This window comes from Saccharopolyspora phatthalungensis (assembly GCF_014203395.1).
In the GTDB taxonomy this organism is placed as follows: Bacteria; Actinomycetota; Actinomycetes; order Mycobacteriales; family Pseudonocardiaceae; genus Saccharopolyspora; species Saccharopolyspora phatthalungensis.
In genome coordinates this window covers 1,640,198-1,666,483 of record NZ_JACHIW010000002.1, presented here as the reverse complement: position 1 = coordinate 1,666,483, position 26,286 = coordinate 1,640,198, and the positions used below count along the sequence as shown (strand labels likewise).

The window sequence follows — 26,286 nt, the reverse complement described above, 5'->3', positions numbered from 1 at the left end:
GGGACCCGACGACCTGTCGGACTGGGGCCGGCGGCAGCCGAAGCGGGGTATGGGTGGCACCCGCCGTAGTGAACTTTCTCGGCCGCCCACCTCGCGTGACCGAAAGAAAGCCAGGGGGCCGGTCCCGGCCCCCGCTTGTGACACAGGAGGCACCACGTTCATGGACAGGTTTTCTCTTCGTCAACTGACCAGGACCACGCTGGTCCTGGTGACCACTGCCCTGGCCATCACCACCGCGACCGCCGCTGCCTCTCCTGCGGTCGAGGAAACGGTGGTGGCAACGCAGAGCCTCAATGAAGCGGTCGGCAAACTCCAACGAGCCGCCAAACCCGCCTGCCAGAGCAACGTGAGCATCAGGTCCTGGGCCAATAACAGGTACGTGAGTGCGGAATTGAACTGGGGCGGAAACGGCTACGGGACCCTGCGTGCCCGAGCGGACCGGGTCGACGCCTGGGAGAGGTTCACCATCTGCCAGAACGGGTTGGCTTCCACGATCCGGTCCGAGGCCAACGGCAAGTACGTGAGCGCCGAATTGAACTGGAGCGGAAACGGCAACGGGACCCTCCGTGCCCGAGCGGACCGGGTCGACGCCTGGGAACAGTTCTCCTTCGGCAACTGCGGCCAGGACTGTGTGTCCATCCGATCGACCGCTAACGGCAAGTACGTGAGTGCCGAATTGAACTGGAGCGGAAACGGCAACGGCACCTTCCGTGCCCGAGCGGACCGGGTCGACGCCTGGGAAAACTTCGCCTGGAGCTGACCGCACCCGGTCAATCACCACTGGGATCGGGTTGCCCTGGGGAACGCCGATTTCGCGCGAAATCGCCGTCGGCTCCGCACGAGGACCGCCGATTTCGCGCGAAATCGCCAACCCTGCCGGGCGGGCAACCTCAAGCCCCAGTCTCGGACCGCTTGACGGTTTTCTCCGGGCTGTGCTCAGCGCGACAGCGCGGAAGGCTTGCTGCGGTGTTGTACCTGGGCGAACAGTCCGGTCGCGACCAGTGCCATCAGCCCGGGAAGCCAGTACTGCCAAGCCTGGGAGAGACCGGCGAACGCGGCGGTGTTCTGTGTCACCTGAAGCAACAGGACCCCGAAGACAACCCCGATGAAGCTCCCACGACCGCCGAAAATGGAGGCACCACCAAGGACCACCGCGGTGATGCTGGCGAGGGTGTAGGAGATACCGGCGGTCGGGTCACCGATGCCGGTCTGTGCCGCCAGCAAGAACGCGCCGAACAGCGTGCACACCGAGCCCGCTACGTAAGCCAGCACGTAGACGCGAGTGACGGGGATGCCCCGCTTGTACGCGGCCTGGTCGGCGGAACCAGTGCCACGCAGGCACAAACCGGCCATCGTGCGGCGCGACGCGAGTTCGAGAACGAGCAGAAGGACCACCCCGGCGATCACGGGCCACGGGACGGGGCCGATCTTGACCTTGAGCAGCGAGGTTACCGGTTCGGCGATCAAACCGCCGGGAACGTCGCGCATGAACAGCGAAAAGCCCTGCAGTGCCATATAGGTCACGAGCGTGGCCACCACGGGCGTGACGCGGGCGAACTTCACCAAGCTGCCGTTCACCAAGCCGATTCCACCGGCTACCAACACCATCATCACGAACCCCAGGACCCACCAGCCCACGGCGTAGTCGTCAGTGACATAGAAGGACGCGACGACGACGAGCGCTCCGCACAGCGGCCCGACCGAGAGATCGATTCCGCCCGTCAACATCACGATCAGTTGACCCGCGGACAGGAACAGCAGCGGGCCCAGGAGCTCCAGCATGCTGGCGATGTTGAAACTGGACAGGAACCGCTCGTTCTGTGCGGCCCCGACGATGGTCAGCGCGATGATGGCGGCGATCAGGAAAGCGCTCGGTCCTTGCTCGCTGGACAGGAGCTTTCGCCAGCGGCGTCCCGGTGCTTTCTCCCGCGCCGGGGCCCGCTCCGCTTGCTCGGCCGACGAACTGGTCAGGGCGGCCTCGGTGATCGCGTTATCGGTGATCCCGTCGCCGACCAGTTCGGCGACCACCCGGCCCTTCGAGAAGACCAGGACGCGGTCGCACAGGCCGGCGAGTTCCACGTTGTCGGAGCTGAGCACGACGACGGGCACGCCGCCGTCCGCCGTGTCCCGCAGCCGGTGGTAGATGTCGGAGCGGACGCCGACGTCGATGCCCTGGGTGGGTTCGTCGCACAGCAGGACCTTGGGGTCGGACAGCAGCGAACGACCCAGCACCACCTTTTGCTGGTTGCCTCCGGAAAGCGTCCCGACGGCGACGTCCGGGGACGCGAGCTTGACGCCGAGTTCGACTACTTCGCGCTCGACGAGCTGATCTTCGCGTTGGACAGCGATGATTCCGGCGCGCGATGTCTGGTCGGTCGCCGCGACGGCCAGGTTTTCCCGGACGGAGTGAATGGTCGCGACGCCTTCGACATGACGTTCCTGGGGCATGAGCACGACACCCGACTCGCGCGCCCGGCGAGGGCTCGACACATCCACCGGTCGGCCTTCGATCAGCACCCGCCCCCGGCTCGGCGCGGCACCGCCCAGTGCCCTGATGAATTCGCGCTGCCCGTTGCCCTCGACGCCGGCCAGACCAAGGATCTCCCGCCGGGCCAGGGCGACGCTCACCCCGCCCAGCCGATCCGATGTCAGGTCCTCCACCCGCAGGACCGGCTCGCCCGGATCGGCGGCGTGATCGGGGAACAGCGAGGTGACCTCCCGCCCGGCGACGCGCGTGATGACCTCCTGTTCGCTCACCTCGGCCCGGTTGAAGGTGCCGCGGATCTGGCCGTCGCGCAGGACCGTGATGCGGTCGGCGAGTGCGAACACGTCGGGCAGCCGATGGCTGATGTACACCACGGCGACACCGCGGGCGGCGAGCTCACGAATCCGCTCGAACAGCCGCTCGGTCTCGGCGGACATGAACGGTTCGGTCGGCTCGTCGAAGATGACCACGCTCGGGTCGCACGCGAGCGCGCCGCAGATCTCGACCGCCTGCTTCTCGGCGAGGGTGAGCGCGCGAACCGGGACGGTGGCATCGATCGGCATCCCCATCGCCCGCAACTTCTCCGTCGCCCACCGCGTCGCCTCACCGAAGCGCGGACGCTTCGCCGCGGGCACCGCGAGCATGAGGTTCTCCGTCACGGTGAGGTCCGGTAGCAATGTCGGGTGCTGAAACGCGATCGCGAGGCCCTGCTCGCGCGCGGCCACCGGGGAGATCTCGGCCAGCGGGCGGCCCGCGATCGCGATATGCCCGCTGTCCGGTTTCACCGCGCCCGACGCGACTGCCATGAGGGTCGACTTGCCCGCGCCGTTGCCGCCGACGAGCGCGTGGATCTCGCCCGCCTGGGCCTCGAAGTCGACCCCGTCCAGGGCGAGGACACCGGGAAAACGTTTGGTCACACCGCGCATCACCAGGCGGGCGCTCGATTCATCCATCGTGTGAGTCCCTTCCGGTGCTGGTCCGCGGCCGCCGACCGCGGACCAGCGCACAGATCGATCAGTTGTAGATGCTCTTGAGCTTCTCGGGCGCGAGCTCGGCCGAGAGGATGGCGCTGGTCGGCAGCGCCGAGTCGCACTTCGGCTGCTTGCCGCTGTCGAAACTGTCTTCGTAGATCGGGATGTTGATGATGTCCGGCTCGTCGTTGTTGATGCCTTCCTTCGCGGCGACGGCCTTGCGCAGCGCGAGGCGGACGAGCCAGGTCCGGCTCGAAACGGTCACGAGGTTGGCGTCGGGCTGCTGTGCCCTGGCCTTCTGCCATTCGCACGCCAGGCCGTTGTTGTCATTCGCCGTCCACAGCGGAAGTTTGCGGCCGGCCGATTCGAAGGCGCGAACGCCACCGACCGAGCCGTCGCCCGAGTCCGAGATAATCGCGTCGATCTTGTTGTACTTGGTCAGCAGGCCCGCGACGACCCGCTGCGTCTGGGCCGGGTTCCAGTTCGTGTCGATCGGCTTGCCCGGCTCGTTGAGCAACTTGGCGTTCTTGCAGGCCGGGTTGTTCGCGAACTCGTCCTGGATGCCCTTGATCTCCGTGGTGCTCTGGGTGTTGCCCGGCGTGCCGCCCAGGAACAGGACGTTGCCACCGGCTTCCCCCAGGTGCTCGCAGGTCCAGCGGGCCCAGGTGTGCCCGTCGTTGATCGTGTTGTGGCCGACGAATGCGGTGTAATCAGTACCGGCGGTGCCACCCGGGTTGGCGGTCCACGGCACGATCGCCACGCCGTTCTGGAACGCCTCGCGCAGCGTTGGCAGGAGCGCTTGGCCCGCGTCGGGGAACACGACGATGGCGTCGGCGCCCTGAGCGACGAGCGCCTTGATGTCGCTGATCGCCTTCTGCGGATTGTTCTGGGCGTCGGAATACGGCATGACAGTGAGGTTCGGGCACTTGCTCGCCTCGTCCTCGAACTCGGCTCGCGCCGTCTTGCGCCAGGCGTTGTCCCCCGTACCGTCGGCCAGCGCGACCTTCAGCGGTTTGGTGCCGCAGAACTCGTTGATCGATTTGAGTTGGGAGACTTCACCGATCTTGCCTTTGTCGCTGTACACGTCGTTGACGTTCGAGGTGGAACCGCCCTTCGGGCTCGCGCATCCGGTGACGGCGATGAGTGCCGCGACGACGATCGACCCGCCTGCCAGCACAGGGCGTCGCTTGTTGACCATTGTCACTCCATTGTGAGGGTTACTGGATGTGGTGGGGAAATGCATGCCGGCTACCTAAACCCGGCTACCGGGACCCGGCTACCGAGACGTGGCCCGATTCCCGCTCAACCGACGGGGGATCGCGCTCAGCGGCACGCGGCGCATGACAACGGCCAGGGCGAGCACGGCCGCTTGCACGAGCAGTTGAATCGAGGTCGCGGCACCGGCGGCGAGCACGACCTGGTTGAGCTGGGTCAGGAACAGTGCCGCCACGCCGGTGGCGACCGCGCTGCTCATGCCGCCGGTCAGCAGGCTTCCCCCGAGGACGACCGCGGCAATGGACGACAGCTGGTAGGTGTTGCCGAGCAGGATGTCGGGCGTACGCAGGTACGCCGCGAGCAGAAGGCCCGCCACCGCATACAAGAGCCCGCCGATGGCATAGGCGGAGACCTGGTACCCCTCGGCTCGGATGCCGAGCAACCGCGCGGCGGCCGGGTTGGCGCCCACGCTCACGAAGCGCCGCCCGGGCACCGAGCGCCGCCGGAGCCACTGCGTGATGGCGACCAGGATCACGGCGACGATCAGCAGGTTGGGCACCGTCCACAGGGAACCGGTCGCGAATGCGCTGACGGCCGGGTTCGCCGACGCCGGAAATCCCTTCGATATCTCCAGCACGACACCGATCAGGATCGTGTTCATGGCCAGGGTCGCCACGAACGCGGCGATCCCGAACCGCACCACCAGCACGCCGATGACCAGCCCGCCGGCCGCCCCGGCGAGCAGTCCGAGCACCGCCGAGACGGCCAGCGGAAGTCCGGTCAGCTCGGGCACTTTGGTGGCGAACAGGGCCGCCAGCGCCATCGCGCCCGGCACGGACAGGTCGATGCCGCGCTGAGTGATCACAAAGGCTTGCCCGAGCGCGGCGAGGACCAGGATCGAGGCGAAGGGAAGCATCGAGCTCAACGCGGCCCCGGAAAGGCTGCCGGGCGCGATCAGCGGGCTGATCGCGAACAGCACCGCGGTCATGGCCCACACCGGCACGAACGGACCGCGGGGCAGCCTCAGCCGTGGCCGCCGGGCCCGCGCGGCCCGTTGCACCGGTTCGTGTATGCCGAGGGACATCGCTAATCCTTTCTGTTGGGCCGGAAGGCGGTCACACAGCGGTGTAGCCGCCGTCGACGGGCACATCGGCGCCGGTGATGAAGCTCGCCTGGGGACTCAGCAGGAACACGATGATCGAGGAGATCTCGGAGACATCCGCGATCCGCCGTAGCGGATGGGATTCGACGAGCTCACGTTCGGCCGCCGCCGGATCCCGTTGCGCGGCAAGGTAGGTGCGCAGCTGTTCGGTCCGCACCGAACCCGGGCTCACCACGTTGCAGCGGATTTTCTGGCGCGCGTAGTCGGCGGCGATCTGCCGGCTTAACTGGAGCACCGCGCCCTTGGACGCGCAGTATGCGGGCTGGTTGCGCAGCCCCACTCGCCCCGAGATCGACGAAAGGTTGACGATGGAGCCGCCCGATCCCTGCCTGACCAGTGTCCGGACGACATGTTTGCAGGTGAGAAAGGTTCCCGTCGCGTTCACACCGAGCACCCGCGTCCAGTCCGCGAGCGTGGTCTCGGTGAGAGGGCGCGAGACCATCGTGGCGGCGCAGTTGACCAGACCGCCGATCCCGCCCCACTCGTCGAGCGCCGCGTCGACAGCGCCCTCGACCGCTGCCTCGTCGGTGACGTCGGCGAGCTTGGCGCGCGCCTGCCTCCCTTCGGATGCCAGCTCCACCGCCAGCCGTTCGATGCCCTCCGCGTTCCGGTCGACCAGCAACACGGGTTTGCCGGTGGAGGCGACGGAGCGCGCCACGGCGGCCCCGATCCCGCCGCCGGCGCCGGTGACCACGACCGCGTTGCTCATCGGTATGTCCCTCGATCCCGCCGTTGGGCGAATTGGCGCCGCCGACCAGTCCCTGACCTGCGTCAATGACTTCCAGAATGCCGATGAGAGTGACATGCTGCATGCAGCATGTCAAGGCATTGATATGTAGCATGCAGCATGCCAATATCGACCGGAGCGAGAAGGGTGGTGGTCTGGGCCTTGAGTCGGACGGATGAAGCGGTACGGGTCGCGGTTGCCCAACTACCTTCGGCGGGACCGAATCTCGACGTCAACCTCTGCGCCACGATTGACGCGATCGAATTGGCCGGGGCGGCGGGCAATGATCTCGTCGTGTTTCCGGAATGCACGCTCAGTGGTTACATGTTCGCCGCGCGTGCCGAGGCCGAGCAGGTGGCGATCGGCCTGGGTGACCAACGAATCGAACACCTCGTGCGGGCATGCCGCCGCGCGTCGACCGTCGCGGTGGTCGGGTTTCTCGAAGCCGATGGCGACGCGCTCTACAACTGTGCGGCGACCCTTGGACCGGACGGCGTGCTCGGAACCTATCGCAAACAGCACCTGCCCTACCTCGGCGCCGATCGCTTCGTCGAGCCCGGTCGCGGCGAGGCACCCCGCGTCGTGACGACCCCGATCGGCCGCATCGGCGTGATGATCTGCTTCGATCTCCGCTTCCCCGAATCGGCGCGGGTGCTCGCCCTGCAAGGAGCGGACATCATCGCGATGCCGACCGCTTGGCCGCAGGACGCCGTCTTTCTCGCCGACCACGTCACCCGGGTCCGAGCCCTGGAGAATCTCGTCTACCTCGCGGTCGCCGACCGAGCCGGCGACGAGAACGGCACGACTTTCCTAGGCCAGAGCCAGGTGGTCTCGCCCGCCGGAGAGGTGTTGATCAACGCCGGAAATGATCACGGAGTCTTCGGCACCGAGGTGGACCTGGCCCAGGCGCGCCAGAAGAAGCTCGTGAAGATTCCCGGCGAATACGAGCTCGGCATCTTCGCGGAGCGCAAACCCGCTCAGTACACCGAGATTACGCGTCCCGTCGAGTCGTCAACCCGCGAGGCACGGTAGGAAAGGAGATTGGTCGTGTGTGGACCTGAGCTGATCACCGAGACGACGCGCCGCAAGATCGCGGCGTACGCCGCCGAGTTCCGGAAGGTGACCAAGAGCCCGTTCGGCGCCGACGACGAGATCGGCATGCTCAACCTGCTGTCGCCGGAATCGGCGCGGGAGGTGATCCGGCGGGCGGATGGCGGTGCCGCGATCGACTTGTCCGTCGACATGTTCGTGGGCATGCCGTCGTGGGTCAAGGCCGGCGACCCGGCGTTCCAGCAGTGGATGACCCACACGCCCGACGGCACGATCCTCGACGACCTGACCGGCGCCGGGGACGCGCAAAACCGGCTGGTGTCCTATTCCGGCGACGCGGTGTCGATGTACACCCATACCGGAACGCATATCGACACGCTCAACCACTTCGGCTACCACGGCGAAATATGGAACGGGTTCTCCGCGGCGCAGCATCTGAGCTCGCGGCATTGGACCAAGTGCGGCGCCGACAAGATTCCGCCCATTATCGGCCGCGGCGTGCTCTTCGACGTGGCCGGACTGCACGGCGTGGACATGCTGCCCGCCAATTACGGGATCGGTGCCGACGACCTGCGCGCCGCGCTGGAACGGCAGGGCACCACGTTCTTGCCCGGGGACATCGCACTGGTCCGGACCGGACGGATGACCCAGTGGCCGGATCCGGCGCGCTATATCGACAACAGTCCGGGCCTGAACCTGGACGGCGCTCGGTTCCTGGCCCGGGCGGGAGCCGCGTTGATCGGCGGCGATAACTCCGCGCTTGAGCAGATGCCGGCCGACGATCCGGAGAACTGGCAAACAGTCCATACCTATCTTCTCGGGGAGGCCGGGGTGCCGATCATGGAGCTCGTCGACTGCGAACAGCTCGCCGCGGAGTCGCTCCACGAGTTCGCCTTCATCGGCGCTGGCCTGAAGATCCGAGGCGCGACCGGCGCGCCGATGCGACCAATCGCGATGCCGCTGACCAGCTGAGCACCGCGACCCGTTGTCCACCGCGACCCGTTGTCCACCGCGACAGCTGTCCACAAGTGAGGCGAGTTCCACCATGTCTGAGAATGAGTTCACGTCCGCGGTCGACCACAGCCGGACCTCGTACGGAGACGAGGGGTTCAGCCGGTTCCTGCGCCGCGCGTTTCTCGCCTCCCGCGGATACGACGACGTCGACCTCGACCGGCCCGTGATCGGGATCGCGGTGACCACGTCGGACTACAACACGTGCCACCGCGATATGCCGGCCCTCCTGGAGGCGGTGCGGCGGGGGGTTCTCGAAGCCGGCGGGCTGCCCATGGAGTTTCCCACGATCTCGCTCGGCGAGATCCTCACCTCGCCGACCTCCATGCTGTTCCGGAACCTCATGGCGATGGACACCGAAGAGATGATCCAGGCGCTGCCGATGGACGCGGCCGTGCTGCTCGGCGGATGCGACAAGACCGTCCCGGCGCAGCTGATGGCCGCGGCGTCGTCGGACAAGCCGGTGCTGCTGGAAGTCGTGGGGCCGATGATGACGGGCAGTTGGCGCGGGCAACGGCTGGGCGCCTGCACCGACTGCCGCCGGCTGTGGGCGAGCCACCGGGCCGGTGAGCTGGACACCGCGGAGATCACCGAGGCGCGCAGCGAGCTGGTGACGACCGCAGGCACCTGTGCGGTCATGGGTACCGCGTCGACGATGGCCTGCCTGACCGAAACACTCGGCATGATGCTCCCGGGCGGAGCCACCCCTGGCGCGCCGACCGGCGCACGGCTACGGCACGGCGTCGCCACCGGGCGGCGCGCCGTCGAACTGGCCCGGCAGGGCGCGCCGAAACCCCGGGATGTCCTTACCAGGGCCGCGTTCGAAAACGCCATCAAGGTCCTGGCCGCCCTCGGCGGTTCCACCAACGCGCTGGTTCACCTGATCGCGGTGGCTCGGCGAGCGGGTGTCGAGCTGTCGCTCGCCGACTTCGACACCATCGGCGCTAAGGTTCCGCTCCTCGTGGACTGCAAACCGTCCGGCGCCAATTACATGCCGGACTTCCATCGGTCCGGTGGGGTCCCGGTACTGCTCAATGAGCTTGAACCGCACCTGGAAACGTCGACGGTCGGCGTCACCGGGCGTTCCCTGGCCGAACTGCTAAGCGACGTCCGGCCCCACGAGGCCACGCGAGACGTCATCCGGCCGCTCGACGATCCGCTCGGTCCGCCCGGCGCGCTCGCGGTGCTGACCGGTTCTCTCTGCCCGAACGGCGCGGTGATCAAGACGTCGGCCGCGAGCCCGGAACTGTTGCAGCACACCGGCCCGGCCTTCGTCCTCGATGCCGGGCAGGACATCGCCGCGGTGCTGGACGACCCCGATCTTGACATCACCCCGGATCACGTACTCGTGCTACGCATGGCCGGACCGATCGCCGCCGGCATGCCCGAGGCCGGGGCGTTGCCGATTCCGGCGAAACTGGCGCGCCGGGGAGTTCGCGACATGGTCAGGGTTTCCGACGGGAGGATGAGCGGCACCTCCTACGGAACCGTCGTGCTGCACTGCGATCCCGAGGCCGCGGCGGGCGGGCCGCTCGCGGCGGTGCGCAACGGCGACCTCATCCGGCTGGACATTCCGGCGCGGCGGATCGACCTTCTCGTGGACGAGGACGAGCTGTCGCGACGCCTGCGCGAGTTCACGCCCGCGCCGCCGCCGGCTCGTGGCTGGCGGCGGCTCTACGCCGAGACGGTCCTACCGGCCAGTCAAGGTGCTGACCTGTCGTTCTTGTAGGCTGACAAGGGGGTAGGGGAGCGATGGCACTCTTGACATGCTGGCGAAATTGGGCGGGCAAAGCTGGTTCCTCGCTGGTCGACGGAAAGGGTAAGAACGCGTGAAGCCACTGTCGGGCGACAACGCCTCCTTGACCGAGCGGGTTTTCGAGCGGATCAGGACTGCCATCCTTTCCGGGGAATTGGTGCCCGGCTCGCTGTACTCGGTCGTGGACATCGCGAGCCAGCTAGGCGTGTCACGCACACCCGTGCGTGAGGCACTGCTGCAGTTCGCGGCCAATGGCATGGTCCGGTTCGAACGCAGCCGTGGCGTGCGCATCCTCGAACTGTCGGTCAAGGACATCGAAGAGATCTATTCGCTGAGGCTGCTACTGGAGGCGCCTTCCGCCTATCGCGCGGCCACGCACATGAACGATCGCGATCGCGCGGTCTTCAAGAAGGCGTTCGCCGGGATGCGCAAGGCGAGCGATGCCGGCGACGAACGCCTCTTTCAGCAGCACGATGTGGTCTTTCACGAGACAATTGTCCGCGCGGCGGGCAACGAGCGAGTCGTCCAAGTGGTGGCCAACACGCGCTCGCAGATGCACGCACTGGGTCTTTCCACGATCAAGACGCGAACGCTCGCCGACATCCTCGCCGCCCACGAAAGGATTTACGACGCCATTCTCGCCAAGGATGCGACCGGTGCCGGCGAGGCGGTGCAGGACCATCTCATTGGCACGCTCAAAGTGCTGGTGCAGCAGTCACTCGACTCAACCGAGGCCGGCGAGGACTATCAGCCCCCCGTCGCGCGGTTGAAACTGCTTCCCTAGCAGGAGTCTTTCCGTGGTGTGGGCTTCCCCGGCCGTGATCGTGACGGTTGGGTCCCGGGGCTTTGGAGTAGTTTTCCCAAGTGGCCTGCGGAGCGGGTAGCGGAACTCAGACGCCGCATGCATCCGGTTGCGGGTGCTGGCGATCATCTGATGTCGCGTAGTTTCGCGCACGGAACTACGACGGCGAACAGTGGCGAGGCCCCGGCCGGTGGCAACGGCGAGAGCGAGATCGTGATGTCGTCGGGCGCGGGAACAATCGGTGCTGAGGTCTTACCGTGTGCCTCGGCGACGACGGCGGTTTCCTGGAAGCCGTGTGATCCGGGCGGGCCCTGGCAATTGACCTGTGCGGCACGTACTTCGGCTTGCCAGGAAGGACCGTTGGCACGCACCGTTGGGCCGCCCCAGTCGGTGATCAGTTGGACCGCGAGCACCGCGACCGTCGTTGTCCCTATCAGCCCAGGCGCGCCCGTGGGAAGTGCGCGGTCGGCAAGGCGGTCCAGGACCATGACCATTGCTGTCCACAGCATGAGGATTGGAACGATCGTGTACCGCGACCCCGCGAGTCCGAGTTCGTTGCCGTCGAAAAATCCGGCCGTGCCACGGAGACCGACCGGTACGAAGAGGAACGCGACGGACACGGCGAGCGACAAGAACGCGACCAGGCGTGTCTTTCGGTCGGCATTGAGCACCAGGGCGATCAGTGCGGCACAGACCAGCGCCCCGGCGAGCACGACCACCGGCATACCGAGTCGCTCATGGATCGGTCCGAGCAGTCGATCACCGGTTGCCGAAGGCAGCGCCACCCTCGCCGCGTAGATTCGCGGTAGCTCGGCGAAATCGGTCGGACTCGCCCGGTACGGGACCGTCCGAGTGAGGTGTACCCACGCCTGCGAGGCCAGTGCGACGATCATGCCGACCGGCGCGATCAGGGCGAGGCGCCGCCTGGGGGACCGGAGCACCCCCACGACCGCAGCCGGCAGCACCAGCGCCGTCAGTGGGTCGGATAGCGCGGCCAGGGCAACCACGAACAAAGCGCCGAGCTGTCCTCTCCACGAATTCGAAGCCGCCAGCAGCACCCAGAACGCCGCGTAGGCGAGGTACCAGTGCAGGTTGCACACGGTGGCATTGACCTCGAACCCCGCTTGGGGCAGCAGGGGCACCAAGGCTGTGAGCAGCGCCCGAGCCCACCACGACCGAACGACCCGAACGCTGGCGAACCACACCACCAAGGAGACGAACGCGACGGTGAGTGCGGCGATCCCGGCCAGCCACCAGGCCACCCATGACAGCGGCAGGTGCGCTGCCGGTTGCACCGCGACACGGGCGATCACTTGCAGGTACCCGGCGTGCGGTACAAAGATGTTGTGCCACAGCGGGTGGCGTATCGCCTGGTTGAAGAAGACGCCGCCGTCCTCGGCCCAGATGACGTCCGCCGCGCGACCCGAACCGCGGGCCAGTTGCAGGTAGGTCGTCGCCACGACCCAACAAGCGCAATAAAGGACCACGCGGAGCCGGTGCCGGAAATCCCGTGTCTGGCCAGCACAACCCGTCGTGTCCTTGGCACTTGACGACAGTTCTTCCTGCCTAGCCGTCATCGGAATCCTTTTGCTAGCGGGGAGAATTGTTAGCGATGCTATGAACCCCTGGTAGCGCCCCGTCGAAACAGCGTCCGGACGCGGCTGGCGATCGTCCGGTTGGCCAGTTCCTCGATCTGTTGTTCCAGCAGGTTGTTCTTTCGGCGCAGCGATTCCATTTCTGCGGAGTGTCGGGCAACGGCGTCGTCCAGGGCGGTTGCGATGTTGTTCTTCTCGCTTGATGCGCGAGCGATCTCTTCCGCGAGCCGGTCGGCATCCATGGCGTGCGCCGCCGCCTCGTACTGGAGTTGGAGGACCCGGGTGTAAAGGGCTATCCGATTGTTCTCCATCGCCGCGAGCAGGCGTGACCGTCCGTAGGGGCGCAGGGCTTCCAGGAGCTTGTCGGCGCTGATGTCCGTGCGCCTGACGAGAACCCCGAGTCCGAAGACCGCGGGAACGAGTTCGCAGTGCCACCGGTCATCCGATTGCTCCAGTGCGTCCTCGACCGCGGTCATAACGCCATTGCGTTCCCCACCAGCGTGCTCCGCGGTACGGAACGCGCCCAGCCCGACCAGGCCGGCGGGGGTCAGTTCGTCCTGCCAGACGGTGGGTCCGTCCGCACTGGCCGGATGCCGTTCCTCCGGCGGTATCGACAGCGGTTCGTAGTAGAGGTCTCGTCGTGCGCAGGGCCACAGCACGTCGTGCAGCACGATGACCGCGTCCGGGGCGTGGGTGAGGATCCAGTCGAGCTCCCGCCGCACCACGGCGTAATTGTGATCACCATCCACTATGTACAGATCGGCCGGCGGGATCGTCTCCAGCGCTTTGGGGGAAGGGATCTCCACCAGGTGGAGGGCATCGTGTTCGCACGCGTATGCCCTGAGCTCGTCGGAGGGCTCTGGCTCTACGCAGTACACATCGGAGGCACCGAGCTCGGCGTACATCGCGCTGCCGTGGCCGGACTCCACTCCGATCTCGACGATTGTGGTGATCGTGCGGTGCTCGAAGATGACCTCGAACAACTCGCGGTAGACCGACATCGAGTGCAGCAGCAGCGGCTGCCGACGCGCCTCGCGGGCCTGCGCGTGCGGATCGTGCCTGCTGCCGATGCGATGCGGGCAGTCGGATGCGGTGCTCATCGGACACCCGCCAAGCGCCGGGAGAAGATCCGGCCGGCCCCGGCCACGAGGCCGACGAGACCACGGTCACGGTATTCCGCGCGCGCCCGCTGAGCGAGCCTGGCTACGCGCGCCGCGGGAGGGATCCGGGGCTCCAGCCGCGACATCGAACGCGGCAGCATCGCGAAACCGATGCTGATCTGCGCGGAACTAACCGGGCCGCCGCTGCGGGCGGCCAGCGGCAGCCACAGCGCCGAATGCGGTGACTCGAACTCGACGACGTTGCCGCCGAGATAAACGCACTCGGCCATGACCAGCGAAGCGATGTCCTCGGCGGTGTCCCAGCGCAATACCGAGGGCACGTTGCGACCCGCAACGAAGACTTTGGCCTCGATCCAGTCCACCCGCACGATCGCCGGTCTTCCCGGTATCGCCAGCGCCACCTCCGCGACGTCGTGTTCGTGGAGCACGAGCCGTGCGAAGGACAGGCCATTGTGGTTGATCCGCACCGGTCGCCGCACGCCGTCGTGCCAACTGCCTCCCGGAGTCCGCCAGCGAAGCCGCGTCTCGCAGGGCGAGATAGAAGGCTCGAATACGTCGGCGTCGAGCAGCCCGGTGTCCAGGGCGTGGGCCGCGGCGGCCAGGCGGGTGTCGGACGCGGCGATGAGCCGTGGCCAGAAGGCGTCCCGCATGTCGAGCTCTTCGAGGCCGCCGGGCGACAGGTAGGGGAGGGCTGCGACAAGGTCTTCAGGCAGGAGATGCGTGATGACCGAAGACCCGAAGTTGTCCTCGTGTCGCCAGCCGCCGAACAACGCGGCTTCGTCCGCCGTGGGTGCGCGCAACGCGCGCGCGAGGATCGTGCCGAGTTGCCTGCTCGCCGACCCGCTCAGTTCCGGACAGTTCCATGTCGAGTTCTCGGCGTAGCGGTTCCACATCTGCTGGAAGGACAGCACGCCGTCGCGGACCGCATGGCGTTGCGCGGTTTGGCGGGGATCGTCCACCCAGGGCCCCAGGATCGGCTGCCCGTCGTCGGAGTAGTCGATCAACGAGCCACACGTGGCGTTGACGGACTGTTCGAGCACCTCGGGGCTGCGCGCGGCCGGGAGCGCGACCTCGGCGGGCTGACCGGCCTGGGACAGATAGCTCTCCAGGCGCAGCCCGGCCATGTGCACCTGCGAGGCACCCTCGTGGGTCGCCAGGTACAGACCCGAAACCTGGACGTCGACTCCGGCCAAGCGCAGCGCCTGCGCGAGTTGCCGCTGGGTCGTGCCGGCCCACCCGAGGTCGACCAGCACCAGTTCCGGCTGGTCCAGGGCTCCGCAGCCGCGCAGCGCGGTAACGAGGCGTCCCCGGCTCGCCGCGGTCGTCGTCGCCAGCCGGTTGCGCAGGTTCGGGGTCTCGGTCAACGCGTCGCAGACCCGGTCGACGGTGTGGCCGTTGTCCAGGATCGTATCGAGCATGTGCGCCAGGCAAGGCACCTCGCCCGGCCGCAGGCCCAGCATGTCGAGCACTTCTCGCACGCTCAGCCGATAACCGCGCCCGATCAACGCGGCGAGCGACTGCCGGTCGGCCGAGTCCACGATGGCCATCGACGTCACGTGCCGCGACAACCACAAGGGCTTCGCCTCCACGGCCAGCCCTCGAACGCGGGCGGCTTCGTTGACCATCGCCGCCAGCAGCTCGCCCTCCCGCATCGGACACCACACCACAGGGGTTCCGGCGTCGTGCGCGGTCCGTGCCACCCACTCGGCGAAACCCGTCAAGACGGGCCCGAGCACCGCGGCCCCGTATCGCCAGGCAGCGCCCTCCGGTGTGGTGTCATGTCGAGCACCGGCCTGAAGGATCTTCGCGCGCAAGCTCGTCAGCCCGAAGTCACCGTGCTCGGGATCCAGGAGCGGGTCGAACGATCCCAGCAGGTCAGTGTCCCGGTGCTCGCGCTCCAGCAACTCGCCGAAACCACTGCCCCCCTTCCGGTAGTGGACCGCGCGGATCCCGAGCGCACCCGGGACTTTGTGATCTGCTCTCCGGTCATCGCCGACGTGCACCAACTGCTCGGGGCGCAGCCCGAGCTCGTTCAACACGACGGGCCACAGGCCGTCCGCCTTGTTCACGCCGTGCGCGTGCGAGCGGAACACGCGCACGCCCTCCAGCGACTCGAGTTCCGGCCGGGTCAGCAGGTAGGACAGCTGGTCCTCGGTGAAGTAGGTGTCGGACACCAACACGACCGGAATGCACTCCTTGCGCGCCAGGTCCGCGACCGAAGCGATGTCCAGGTCCACGACCGTCAGCGCGTGTTCGAACTCGACCTCGGCCTGCACAAGCTCCTCAAGCTCCATCCCGCCGAACAAGCTCAGTGGCATCCGCCGCCAGATGTCGAACAGCGAGACCTCGCTGCCCAACGAACCGCGGCAACGGCGCGCCTCCCGCTCGGCGTCGATGCGCATGCGTCGGAATGCGGCGTCGCCTAGCCACGGCGGACAGACTTCCGCCCGGCGAAGTCGACCGCCGAGCAGGCCGAAAACGTCCGCCGGACGCGGAACCCGCCGCCACAGCACGGTATCGAACACATCGAATGACACAGCGGCACAGGAGCCGTCGCCGATGATCCGGCACAGGTCTTGCAACTGCGGACTGTGCCCTTGCCTCGACCGCATGGCCTCTCCCCCAAATTCACTGCACATTCGTCAGATCGCCGCATCCGCGCATGCTGCTCAGGACCGCTGCGAGCAACAGTTCGATCGCCTGAGCTTGATCACTCGTCTCGCTGGTCACCGACCGCCGCCCCAGTCCGGCGCTCGCTGTATTGGGCCTGTGAAGTATCACCAAGGCGACGCCCCAGCCTGGCGACGATTTCGTCGGGGTCCCGCGAGACATCCGCGGAAACGCCGGTGGTGGTTGCACGGCTTACCTGGTCGCCGTGCTCACGAGCTGCGCTCATGCTGAAGTTGCCCCCTAAGAGCAGTGTGGGCAACGAAGGCGCCGGTCGCTCGCCGAAAAGACGCGCTTGGAGCCGTCATCAGCTATTGGTGTGATGGCAGCAGTCGCAATCGCGCAACTTGCCACGCGCTGCACCGTAGTCACGCGGAATCCACACCATGCGCTCGGGTGTTCGCCCCGTTTGCTCCTGGTAGCGGCGAGTGTCATCGAGCTCTTCGGCGAGTTCGTCCAATTGTTCGTGGAACTTACCGCGACCGGACCCGGCACACCAAACTGTCCACATCGGACTAATTGATGGTCGAGCGGGCGCGTTTCGGTTGCCCGTTGGCTGAGATTGTTTGTTGCAGCGAGGGATTCGGCTTACCGGGCGGGCAAACGGGCCACACGGTTACTCGGTCGGCGTGAACTTCTCCCGGTGGATCCGTCGTGGCGACATCCGCCTGCGCTTGAAGGCCGTGACTCCGGCCTCCACCATTGCCGGCGGCCCGCACAGCCACCCGGACCAGCCGCGTCCGCTGGCGACGTCCTCGACGAAGGCGTCGGTCGGGAAACCGCTGCGATACGCCGGGTCGGGCTCATGGGAGAGCACCGGGACGAACCGGAAGTTCGGGTGCAACTCCGGCAGCTCCGCGAAGCGGTCGAGGTCGTAGAGGTCGGCGGCGCCCCGCACGCCGTGATAGAGCAGCACTACACGGTCGGGGTGCCGGCGCAGGGCGGTCCGGGCGATGCCGACCAGTGGCGCGAGTCCCGTCCCGCCGCCGACGAGCGCCATCGGGCCGCCGTCGTCATCCGCCTCCGGTGGGAGGTGGAAGTCGCCGAGCGGGCCCGAGGCGGCAACCCGATCCCCGGCCGCCAGCCCGTCGAACAGCCATCCGTCGGTGGCGAGGCCGCCGGGAACCCGCCGAACGTGCAGCTCCAGGACCTTGTTCTCGTCGGCGGTGTTGGCCAGTGAGTACTGGCGGCGCGCGCCCGATCCCGGCACGACCAGCTCGACGTACTGCCCGGCCTCGAAGGCCAGCGGCTCGGGCAGGCCCAGCAGCACGCGGCGGGTGTCGCGCGCGATGTCGGAGACCTCCAGGACCGTGGCGACCAGATCCTGCAACGCGTGCGTGGCACGCCCGGTCGACCCGGGACTGCTCAGCTCGACGTCGGAGACGGGGCGGGCCTGGCAGGCCAGGGCCAGGCCGGCACGCCGCTCGTCGTCGGTGAGCGTGTCCAGCGGCGAGGCGCCGTGGTCGACCTCGCCGGAGAGCACCCGGAGCTTGCAGGTGCCGCACGTGCCCTGGTTGCAGGAGTTCGGCATCCACACCGCCGCCCGCAGACATGCGTCGAGCAGGCTCTGGTCGTCGGCGCACTCGACGCTGCGCCCGCCGACGCTCACCGCGAAGCTCACCTTCACACCTCCCACGTCACGTGCAGGCTCGTCGGGCCGCGGAAGCCCCAGCCCCAAAACTCCACCCCATCCCGGGTGTCCCGCGCCAAGTTGGGGATGACCTCGAACAGCTCCTCAAGCGCGATCCGCATGACGTGGTTCGCGAAGTAGATGCCGGCGCACGCGTGGTTGCCGGCGCCGAAAGCCAGGTGCGGCAGCGGCGGGCGGTGCAGGTCGTACTTCGACGGCGCGGCGTACTGCCCGGTATCGTGGTTGGCCGATCCGTAGGACAGCATCACCGGGGTGTCCGCCGGCAGGTCCACGCCCGCGATCGTGACCGGCCTCGTGGAGATGCGGGCGGTGGCCGACCAGATCGGCGACGTCCAGCGCAGCCCCTCCGAGATCGCCCTCGGAATCAGCACCGGGTCGTCGACCACCTGCGCCAGCTGCTCGGGCCTGCTGAACAGGCCGACCAGCGTCGAGGCCATCCCGTGGCCGGGCTCCTGCATCGCGCCGAGCAGGTAGACGTAGATCGTGGGGTAGATGTACTCGCGGTCGCGGGTCTGCCCGGGCGGCATGCCGTCGTGCAGCCAGTGGGAGATCGCGCTGTCGGTCGGCTCGTCGATCCACCTGTCGATCAGTGGATCGACGATCGCGCGGATCTCGGCCTTGGCCGCGTCGCCCTCGGCGAAGCCTTCCGGGTTCGCGAACTCGCCGTTCTCGTCCACCGCGGCGTTGGTGAAGGAGCGGTTCAGCTTCGCGAACCACTCGCGGAGCTTGTCGGAGTCGACATCGTGCAGGCCGAGGAGGTCACCGAGCGAGCGAACGCTGACCGGCTCGCAGTACTGCGCCACCAGTTCCGCGCGCCCGTCATCCTCGAACTGCTCCAGGTAGCGGCGGGCGATCGGGCGGACGAGGTCGTCGATCCAGCGGTCTACCTCGACGGGCTGCAGGGCGGGCTCGACCATGGAGCGCAGGTCGGCGTGGACGTCGCCGTTGACACCGATGATCGCCGGGTGCCCGAAGGTCCGCCCACCCGCCGGCGTGATGACCGCCTCGAAGTCCGGGCTGGTCGCGATCTCGCGGCAGACCTCTGCGGTGGAGGCGACATAGGACCCCAGCACCGGGACGTACGCCAGCGGAGCCTCGGCCCGCAGCCGCTCGTACACCTTGTACGGGTTGCGTTCGAGCTCGGTCATGGTCACGTCGTCCAGCCAGGACAGATCGGGCCGCTCGGTCGTGGTCATTGATCGTCTCCTCCCACGTCGTTGTCCGGGATGGCACGGGACGGTAGATCGGTGGAGACGGGTGAGCGACACGATTCGCGCGGCGACGGCACGGATCGCGCGGCGATTTTGTGACCTGCGCCTCAGGTATGCTCCCCGCCATGCGCGCACGGCGTGGTTCCGCGCCCCGGGACTGGGACCAGGCATCCCGGGAGGTGGCGGCGGCGTACTTTCCGCACGAGCTGCGGATAATCGGCGGCGGCCGCGATCCCCGCCTGACCCTGCGCACGCTCGACCTCGGCCCGGTGCTGATCGGCCACGTCGGTTGGGGCGCCGACGTCCGGATCGCGTGCGACTACCCCTGCGCCTACGAGGTGAACCTGCCGCTGACCGGCCACCTGCAGAGCCGGGGCCGGCACGGCTCCGTGACATCCGTTCCCGGTCAGGCCACGGTTTTCCGGGCGGACACGCCCTCGCTGATCAGCCACTGGGACGCGACCTGCACCGTGCTCGGCGTAAAGTTCGACAGCGCGTGGCTCGACCGCGAGGCCGAACGAGTGCTCGGCGACGACCGAGCGACCGTCCGCAGCATCCTGCCCGACCAGGTGGAACTGACCGATGGCCGCGGACGCGCGTGGCGGCAGCTCGTCGCAAGCCTAGCGGCCCACCTGCACGATTCCGAGCTGTTCGGTGAATGCGGTCCCGTCCGCGACCAGCTGGCCGGGGCATTGGCCGCGGGCTTTCTCCTGGCGGGCTACCCGGAGGCAGGCTCGGGTTCCGTGCCGCGGCCGCGCGCGATCAGGCGCGTGGTGGATCAACTGCACGACGACCCGGCCCGGGCGTGGACCGCGAGCGAGATGGCGGCGGTGGCCGGCACCAGCATCCGGCGACTACAGGAGGGTTTCCGGCAGTGGCTCGGCTGCACGCCGACGGAGTACCTGATCGGAATTCGTCTGCAACGAGCCGAAGCCGACCTGCGTGACGACCCGTCGCTGACGGTAAGCACCGTGGCGGCCCGGTGGAGCTTCTCCAGCGCCAGCCGATTCGCCGCAGCGTACCGCCGACGCTACGGCATGCCGCCGTCGCAGGCTCGACAGTGATTCAGGTAGCGCAAATTCCGTTGCGCCGCAAGAAGATCCAGTGCATCGCGTGGTCGCGCTCCCGCCGATGTCGGCGAAATCGCCGCCAGCTCCGCACCAGGACCGCCGATTTCGCGGGCTGTCGACGCTGAACAGAAGCTTTACGTTGCACGTTCGTTGGCCTGCGGCCGGTTGCGCATTCATGTCGCGGTCCGTGTGGCCAGGTAGGCGACGTGATGGGAGGTCGCCAATGCCACCGGACGGCTCACCGCGCCCCACTTCGGGGCTTGGTCGTCGAAGACGGTGGAGATCTCTCCATCGCCCCAGGAGAACTTCGGCCCGGAAAAGGGCTCGGAGTGGACGAGATTGCGGCAGATCGCCCGGAACGTGGAAGCGCGCGCCGACTCTGCCGTGGCGTCTTCCGCTACCTCATTCATAGGCTCTCGCGAGTACAGCCACCGGCCGCCGCAGGAGTACTTCAGATTGACGTGCTTGCTTCGGAATCTCTTGCAATGGCCCCAGCAGTCTCCTTCGACATGCGTTACGGCGGCGCAGCGTAGTCGTGCAGGTGCTGCTGCTTGTCGCTGTCGACCGCTTCGCTTCAAAAGGAGACACTTCATCGGCGCGACTGGTCTTGTTGGGTGATCTTGCGATGGTCTTGATCGAATCGACTGTAGCTGTGTGACCAGTGATCCAAGAGCGCTCGCCTCCCCGCCAGAGCCGGGACCAGCCACACCGGTCGATGTCCGTCCCGAGGATATGCATTCGGTGGCCCGTCGGTTCCTGGCCGGGCAGGACGAGCGCGAGGACATTCATCGTCGACTGCTGCAGCGGTTGGCTGTCGCTACCCAGACAGTCGGACAGGACCAGTCGGGCAAGAAATTCGCCGCAGACTATGCCAACGCAGCCCAGGCCGCGTTGGGCGGGTTCGTGCGCGCTCACCGATTGCTGGGAGCAATCGGCCAAGGCTTGAGCATAGCCGCGGAAAACCATCGTACTTTCGGAACGGCCGTGTCCCCAAGGCCACAGAACTGGAGCAGTACGCCAACGAGCAGGGATGGCACAAGACGCAGACACCGAACGGGCCACCCAAATACGTCGACGACAATGGTGTCGTGCGCCTGACCCTCAAACAGGGCACGCCGAGAGCGCCGGGAAGCGAGACACCTCATGTCGAGATCCGCAACGCCGCGGGCCAACGTGTCGATCCCAACGGCAACCCGGTCGCCCGCAAGAGTCCTGGAAACCACACACCGATCGATTGGGACCTCGGTTCATGAACGACTACCAGACACTTCCCGGGCTAGCCGAGGTCTATCTCGAAGACAGCTTCGTGCTGGGTATCCACGAAGGAAGGGATTCCCTGTCCTTTGACCTGGATGCTGTCCTCACCGAACAACACCCCCGCTATACCCCGCCGCCGGATGAGCAGTACTGCTATGTGAATGCGACGCTCTCGTTCACCCGCACCACGGTCATCGACTGGATCAGCCGCACCGACGCCTCCTATCGCGACGCAAACGATGAGATCGACCAAGGCAACATCGACTTCCTCACCGTCGACGACGACACCTACCGTCTTGGCGGAGATTGGGGGGAAGTCGCGATCCAAAGTAGTACGCCTCCCGAATTCCGCATCGAGGAGTAAGGAAGCTCGGACTTGATGAACAAACTACTCCGGCCGGATTGCCGATCTTCGTCGGTAGCGATGCGGTCGTGTTGTAGTTGATGTGGGAGGTCGTGTGGACCGTATTGCGGTGGATTTCCGTGCTCTCGAAGCGGGCGAAGAAGCACTGCGGCGAGCGGTCGACGAGATCGATGCCCGGCTCGGCGAGCTCGAAGGCGTGGTGACTCGGCTTCTGAGTTCTTGGTCGGGTGACGCTGCGGACGCCTACCAAGCGGCCCAAGAGGAGTGGGACCTAGCCGTGGCAGGCATGTGCGAGAACGTCCGCGAGATGCACCGGCTGTTGGTGACTGCGCATGGTAATCAGGCATTAGCGGTGCGGTCGAATACGAATATCTGGGAGGTCTAAGGCGGGTGCGTGTCTTTGCGACGCACTCCGCGTGGAGACCAAGGCGGCTCAGCGTATGCGCGACTCGGGGCAGACGTACGGGGTGGTCGTGGTCAACAACCCGATGTGTGTTGGTTACGCAAACTGCAAAACAGCTATTCAGTCAATCCTGCCCCAAGGGTCAACGCTCGTAGTATGGGACCCAGACAAGGACAGTCCAACGACTATCAGAGGGAAGGCACAACCGTGACCCAAGCACCACGCAACTGGTGGTGTCGGCGGTAATCGACAAAACGGTACGCCACGCCTACACCGCTGGCGAATGCACGGAGCTGGTCCGGGCGGCGGTCCGCGACGTACACCTCGACTTCTCATCGAAGTTCTACGTTTGGGACAGGCCATGCGGGGACGGGGACAACGACGAGTTGCCGCCTTCGCAACTTCGGATTGCGACTGACCCGGTTGCGGGCTACGGGGCGCTTAACTGGGCGGGTTTCGAAGGCTCTGAGGATGACGGCTGCTTCGATTCCTGCACCGAATCACCACCGGCGAACCCGCCGCGAATCCGGTTCGATATCCAGTCCGACTACTACTTTCCGGCTGACACGTTGCTGCCGCTGGACGTGATCCAGGACGCCCTGTTCGAGTACTGCCGCACAGGGCGTAGGCCGAGCAATGTGCAGTGGCAGGAAGGGCCCTACTACTGACCGGGTGCACGCACACGAAAACGGCCCCCGCGTCCTGCCCGACGTGGGCGGCCGTTCCTGTGTCCGGCTGGGAGGGACCGGATGCCCTAGAGCAGGGCAGGTGAACGTCCATCAAGAGGCGTTGTGGAACGCTACTTTTTAGCGCGGTAGCAGTTTGATCGTCGTGGCTCGCGCCTCGGGGCTGACCATGGGGTCGACGTAGCGTGCGCCGTAGCGGCGGTACTTGGCGCGGTAGGTGTCGTCGATCTGGTTGTTGATGTCGTCGTCGGTTTCTTCGACGAAGGTGACGTCCTTGTCGATGCCGCCAGCCTGGATGTGGCCTTCGTGGCGGACCTGGGTGCCGCGGAACCAGGAGCTTGCGCGTCCCTTGTATGCGCGGACGAACAGGTCCTCGTCGTTGCGGACGACCCAGATGGTCACCGGGTTTCGCAGCGTGTCGTTGCGGCGCAGTGACGCCAACTCTAGTTCGTCCGCTTCCGCGATCTTGTTCAGTTCGGTGCTCGTCCACGTCCTCATCGGTGTCTCCTTCTTGTTGCGATGATGGCCTGCCCGCCGTTGTGCTTCGAGTTGATCTCCTTCACCGTGGTATCCAACTCGGCCTGACGTCGCCCGGAGACGAACACGGACGCCCCTTCCGAGGCGAAACGCCGAGCAGTGGCCGCGCCAATACCCTCCGACCCGCCGGTAACCACGGCGACCTTCCCATTGAGCTGGCCCATAAAGCATCCCTCCGCCATCGAGGGTGCCCGTACCCAAGCCCGGTCACCTGGGCCGTTCGTCCTCGGAACACGGTGGCTGACCAAACGTGGTGACGCGCGGTCAGCGGGGTGCGGCGCGGCGTTCCGGGCGGTCTTCGAGCGCGTCGCGGTACCAGTTTGCGTTGTCTGCGGCGGCTTCGTAGGTCGTTTGCAGGAAGTTGAGCAGGGACTGCTCGGGGTCCGCTGCTGTGCGCACGGCTTCATACGGCAGAAGGAACTCGCCGAATTCCGTGCTGTAGGCCGCAGCCTGTGGTTTCACCGGATGCTCGGCGTAGCCCTCGGGTTCGGGGTAGGCGTAGGAGTAGAAGGTGCCCTCCTGGCTGCCACCGGGCCAGAATCCGCAGCTGGACAGCTCGTGGGAGTAGGCCTCGACCATGACCCAGTTGCCCAAGTTAAGCGCACCTCCGGGATGCCGTGGTGCGGGGCGGCCGCTGAACCGGGTGCAGGCGAGGTCCATGGAACCCCAGAAGAAGTGCACAGGGCTGGTCTTACCGATGAACCGGGACCGGAACTGGCTGATCACCTGGTGCGCGGCGGTGAGTTGCGCCCAGAACCGCCGGGCGTGCTCGGGGTTGTAGGAGGCGTGTTTCGTGTCGTCGGCGAACGGGATGGCACGCTGCACCTCGACGGGGTCGGGCCAGATCGGTACCTCGATCTCGAGCTCGGCGAGCGCCGTCGTGGTCTCGCGATAAAACGAGGCCACCGACTTCGGTTCCAGGGCCACCTGGCGCTGGTCGCCGCCGCTGGAGCGAATCCGCAGCTGGTGTTCGATGAAATCGAACTCCATATCGAAGAGGTTCGCCCGGTAGGGAATCGCCGAGGTGGTCAGGCCCCGGGGGGAGACGTACAGCGGAACTTGCCACCAGTGGTTGACCATCGGTGCCAGCGCCAGGCGAATCTTGCCCACAATCTGGGTCCACATGTGCAGTGTGTCGCGGGTGGCGGCCCACTCATCGACCGGAAGACTCGGCCAGGTCTCGGCGCGTCCGGATCGGACGTTCTGGGTGCTGGTCATGGCTGGCGCCTTCGGTGAGGTGTTCGGTTTCTTTTCCGGGCATACTTGGCGACTCGCGTCGCACGAGCCGCGCTGACACGCAGCGGGTACCCAAAACCCACATCGCATCAATCGACGCGATAGCGCCGCCAGCCCAGATCATCTGCGCGGTTTCGCCGTCCGCTCGACTGCCCACGCCCGCAAGGACAACCGATGCGCATCATGCGCGGTCCAGGCGTGGCTGCACGAGCTCGCGCAGGAGGAGCCTGATCACTGCGGCTACGGGAATGGCGATCAATGCCCCGATGATTCCCAGCAGAGCGGCACCGAGCAGGACGGCGACGACTGTGGCGGCGGCAGGCACCTGCACGGCCCGGCCGATGATCTTTGGCACGAGTAGGTAATCCTCGACGATCCGGTAGACGACCAGGAAGGCCACGGTGGCCAGCGCAACCGGCACCGATACGGTCAGGGAGACCAACGTAACGATCACCCCGGCAAGAATGGTGCCGGCTACCGGAACCAGGTCCAGGAGCGCGACGAGCACCGCCAGCAGCAGCGGAAACGGCACGCCGAAAATCACCAACCAGATGAAGCTGGTCGTGCCGGCGATCAGGGAGGTGATCAGATTGCCGAGCAGGTACCCACCGGTCTGGTCGAAGACTTCGTCGCCGATCCGCATGGCGTGGGGCCGCCGCTGTGCTGGTACCAGCCGGTACAGCGTTTGCAGGATTCTCGGCATCGCGGCCAGGAAGTACACCACGAGCACCGCGACGACGACCGATCCGGAAAGCACGCCGAACAACAGCTGTCCGGCCCCCAGCAGTCCCTGTGCCAGGGTTGCGCTTTGTCCGCTGAGCAGCTGCTGCACGCGCTGGTGGACCTCGAACTGGGCATCGAGCCGCCCGAGCGTGGTTCGTGGGTCTTGGAGGCTGCTGAGATATTCCGGCACCCGCACGGCGAACTGTCCCGCTTGAGTGATCAGGGGCGGGATCGCCGCCGCGAGGAATCCGGCCACCACGCCCACGGCAACGACCAGCACACTGAGCACCGCGGTCCACCTGGGCAGCCGGTGTCGTATCAACCACGACACCGTTGGTTCCAAGCTCATCGCGAGGAAAAAGGCCAGACCGATGAGGATCAGCACCTGCCGCGCGGTGATGATCAGCTGGACGACGCCGTAGGTCACCGCCACGCCGGCCGCCGCTGTCATGCCCGTGATGAACGGCGAAGGCCGGCGTGTCGGCTCCGGTGACTCGGGCTGATGAGTCCCCGCAGCACAACGCTGCTCGCCGCCATCGGCGGGCTCGGCGGTGGGATCCGTCGTCACCGTCTCCTCCCACCGGTC

25 protein-coding genes are annotated in these 26,286 nt (G+C 66.8%); 10 read left to right on the top strand and 15 right to left on the bottom strand.

Features of this window, described 5'->3' with window-relative positions:
* Window positions 1-208 precede the first annotated feature (208 nt).
* The gene (locus tag BJ970_RS33485; RefSeq protein ID WP_184731674.1) at window positions 209-760 is read left to right on the top strand and encodes a fascin domain-containing protein; all 552 of its coding nucleotides are present in this window, start codon (window positions 209-211) and stop codon (window positions 758-760) included.
* Between the two features lie 176 nt (window positions 761-936).
* Here BJ970_RS33485 and BJ970_RS33480 read toward each other — a convergent pair whose 3' ends face one another.
* From BJ970_RS33480 to BJ970_RS33465, 4 genes are all read right to left on the bottom strand, one after another.
* The gene (locus BJ970_RS33480) at window positions 937-3,438 is read right to left on the bottom strand and encodes an ATP-binding cassette domain-containing protein (protein ID WP_184731672.1); all 2,502 of its coding nucleotides are present in this window, start codon (window positions 3,436-3,438) and stop codon (window positions 937-939) included.
* A 61-nt stretch (window positions 3,439-3,499) separates the two neighbouring features.
* Window positions 3,500-4,654, bottom strand: coding sequence for a substrate-binding domain-containing protein (locus BJ970_RS33475; RefSeq protein WP_184731670.1), 1,155 nt, complete (start codon window positions 4,652-4,654; stop codon window positions 3,500-3,502).
* Between the two features lie 78 nt (window positions 4,655-4,732).
* A complete protein-coding gene (locus tag BJ970_RS33470; RefSeq protein ID WP_184731667.1) occupies window positions 4,733-5,755 on the bottom strand; it encodes an ABC transporter permease in 1,023 nt (340 codons plus the stop codon).
* Window positions 5,756-5,786: 31 nt separating this feature from the next.
* A complete protein-coding gene (locus tag BJ970_RS33465; RefSeq protein ID WP_312864593.1) occupies window positions 5,787-6,527 on the bottom strand; it encodes an SDR family NAD(P)-dependent oxidoreductase in 741 nt (246 codons plus the stop codon).
* A gap of 195 nt (window positions 6,528-6,722) precedes the next feature.
* Here BJ970_RS33465 and BJ970_RS33460 point away from each other — a divergent pair, with 195 nt between their 5' ends.
* The 4 genes from BJ970_RS33460 to BJ970_RS33445 all read left to right on the top strand — a co-directional run bounded on the left by BJ970_RS33460 (window position 6,723) and on the right by BJ970_RS33445 (window position 11,161).
* The gene (locus BJ970_RS33460) at window positions 6,723-7,592 is read left to right on the top strand and encodes a carbon-nitrogen hydrolase family protein (protein ID WP_184731663.1); all 870 of its coding nucleotides are present in this window, start codon (window positions 6,723-6,725) and stop codon (window positions 7,590-7,592) included.
* Window positions 7,593-7,607: 15 nt separating this feature from the next.
* Window positions 7,608-8,582 carry a cyclase family protein gene (locus BJ970_RS33455; protein WP_184731661.1) on the top strand — a complete coding sequence of 325 codons (975 nt, stop codon included), beginning with the start codon at window positions 7,608-7,610 and terminating at the stop codon, window positions 8,580-8,582.
* A gap of 73 nt (window positions 8,583-8,655) precedes the next feature.
* On the top strand, window positions 8,656-10,350 hold the full coding sequence (locus BJ970_RS33450) for a dihydroxy-acid dehydratase (protein ID WP_184731659.1): 1,695 nt from the start codon (window positions 8,656-8,658) through the stop codon (window positions 10,348-10,350).
* Window positions 10,351-10,450: 100 nt separating this feature from the next.
* A complete protein-coding gene (locus BJ970_RS33445) occupies window positions 10,451-11,161 on the top strand; it encodes a GntR family transcriptional regulator (protein WP_184731658.1) in 711 nt (236 codons plus the stop codon).
* 143 nt (window positions 11,162-11,304) lie between these two features.
* Here the strand turns inward: BJ970_RS33445 and BJ970_RS33440 are convergent, their stop codons facing one another.
* The 6 genes from BJ970_RS33440 to BJ970_RS33415 form a co-directional block, all read right to left on the bottom strand.
* Window positions 11,305-12,756, bottom strand: coding sequence for a glucosyltransferase (locus BJ970_RS33440; RefSeq protein ID WP_246471937.1), 1,452 nt, complete (start codon window positions 12,754-12,756; stop codon window positions 11,305-11,307).
* 38 nt (window positions 12,757-12,794) lie between these two features.
* Window positions 12,795-13,874 carry a class I SAM-dependent methyltransferase gene (locus tag BJ970_RS33435; protein ID WP_184731656.1) on the bottom strand — a complete coding sequence of 360 codons (1,080 nt, stop codon included), beginning with the start codon at window positions 13,872-13,874 and terminating at the stop codon, window positions 12,795-12,797.
* Entirely contained in the window at window positions 13,871-16,507 is a 2,637-nt protein-coding gene (locus BJ970_RS33430) for an HAD family hydrolase (protein ID WP_184731654.1), read from the bottom strand. The genes BJ970_RS33435 and BJ970_RS33430 overlap by 4 nt, the downstream gene beginning before the upstream one ends.
* Window positions 16,508-16,605: 98 nt before the next feature.
* Window positions 16,606-16,791 (bottom strand): hypothetical protein, encoded by a 186-nt coding sequence (locus BJ970_RS33425; protein WP_184731653.1) that lies wholly within the window; start codon window positions 16,789-16,791, stop codon window positions 16,606-16,608.
* A 387-nt stretch (window positions 16,792-17,178) separates the two neighbouring features.
* Window positions 17,179-18,183: a 2Fe-2S iron-sulfur cluster-binding protein gene (locus BJ970_RS33420; RefSeq protein WP_184731651.1), complete on the bottom strand. Its 1,005-nt coding sequence runs from the start codon at window positions 18,181-18,183 to the stop codon at window positions 17,179-17,181.
* 2 nt (window positions 18,184-18,185) lie between these two features.
* Window positions 18,186-19,409, bottom strand: a complete 1,224-nt coding sequence (locus tag BJ970_RS33415) for a cytochrome P450 (protein ID WP_184731648.1) — start codon at window positions 19,407-19,409, stop codon at window positions 18,186-18,188.
* A gap of 140 nt (window positions 19,410-19,549) precedes the next feature.
* Here BJ970_RS33415 and BJ970_RS33410 point away from each other — a divergent pair, with 140 nt between their 5' ends.
* The gene (locus BJ970_RS33410) at window positions 19,550-20,488 is read left to right on the top strand and encodes an AraC family transcriptional regulator (RefSeq protein WP_184731646.1); all 939 of its coding nucleotides are present in this window, start codon (window positions 19,550-19,552) and stop codon (window positions 20,486-20,488) included.
* 179 nt (window positions 20,489-20,667) lie between these two features.
* Here the strand turns inward: BJ970_RS33410 and BJ970_RS39245 are convergent, their stop codons facing one another.
* Window positions 20,668-21,087: a beta family protein gene (locus tag BJ970_RS39245; RefSeq protein ID WP_184731644.1), complete on the bottom strand. Its 420-nt coding sequence runs from the start codon at window positions 21,085-21,087 to the stop codon at window positions 20,668-20,670.
* A gap of 656 nt (window positions 21,088-21,743) precedes the next feature.
* Here BJ970_RS39245 and BJ970_RS33400 point away from each other — a divergent pair.
* The 4 genes from BJ970_RS33400 to BJ970_RS38520 all read left to right on the top strand — a co-directional run bounded on the left by BJ970_RS33400 (window position 21,744) and on the right by BJ970_RS38520 (window position 23,186).
* Complete coding sequence (locus BJ970_RS33400; RefSeq protein ID WP_184731642.1) at window positions 21,744-22,115, top strand: hypothetical protein; 372 nt, start codon at window positions 21,744-21,746, stop codon at window positions 22,113-22,115.
* Between the two features lie 94 nt (window positions 22,116-22,209).
* Window positions 22,210-22,500 (top strand): WXG100 family type VII secretion target, encoded by a 291-nt coding sequence (locus BJ970_RS33395; protein WP_184731639.1) that lies wholly within the window; start codon window positions 22,210-22,212, stop codon window positions 22,498-22,500.
* A 31-nt stretch (window positions 22,501-22,531) separates the two neighbouring features.
* A complete protein-coding gene (locus BJ970_RS40280; RefSeq protein WP_221468368.1) occupies window positions 22,532-22,729 on the top strand; it encodes a DddA-like double-stranded DNA deaminase toxin in 198 nt (65 codons plus the stop codon).
* A 19-nt stretch (window positions 22,730-22,748) separates the two neighbouring features.
* Window positions 22,749-23,186, top strand: coding sequence for an Imm1 family immunity protein (locus BJ970_RS38520; RefSeq protein ID WP_221468367.1), 438 nt, complete (start codon window positions 22,749-22,751; stop codon window positions 23,184-23,186).
* 138 nt (window positions 23,187-23,324) lie between these two features.
* Here BJ970_RS38520 and BJ970_RS33380 read toward each other — a convergent pair whose 3' ends face one another.
* The 4 genes from BJ970_RS33380 to BJ970_RS33365 form a co-directional block, all read right to left on the bottom strand.
* A complete protein-coding gene (locus tag BJ970_RS33380) occupies window positions 23,325-23,702 on the bottom strand; it encodes a DUF2255 family protein (RefSeq protein WP_184731635.1) in 378 nt (125 codons plus the stop codon).
* A complete protein-coding gene (locus tag BJ970_RS33375) occupies window positions 23,699-23,905 on the bottom strand; it encodes an SDR family NAD(P)-dependent oxidoreductase (RefSeq protein WP_184731633.1) in 207 nt (68 codons plus the stop codon). The genes BJ970_RS33380 and BJ970_RS33375 overlap by 4 nt, the downstream gene beginning before the upstream one ends.
* 100 nt (window positions 23,906-24,005) lie before the next feature.
* Complete coding sequence (locus BJ970_RS33370) at window positions 24,006-24,959, bottom strand: DUF5996 family protein (RefSeq protein ID WP_184731631.1); 954 nt, start codon at window positions 24,957-24,959, stop codon at window positions 24,006-24,008.
* Between the two features lie 199 nt (window positions 24,960-25,158).
* Entirely contained in the window at window positions 25,159-26,268 is a 1,110-nt protein-coding gene (locus BJ970_RS33365) for an AI-2E family transporter (RefSeq protein WP_184731629.1), read from the bottom strand.
* Window positions 26,269-26,286: the final 18 nt, after the last annotated feature.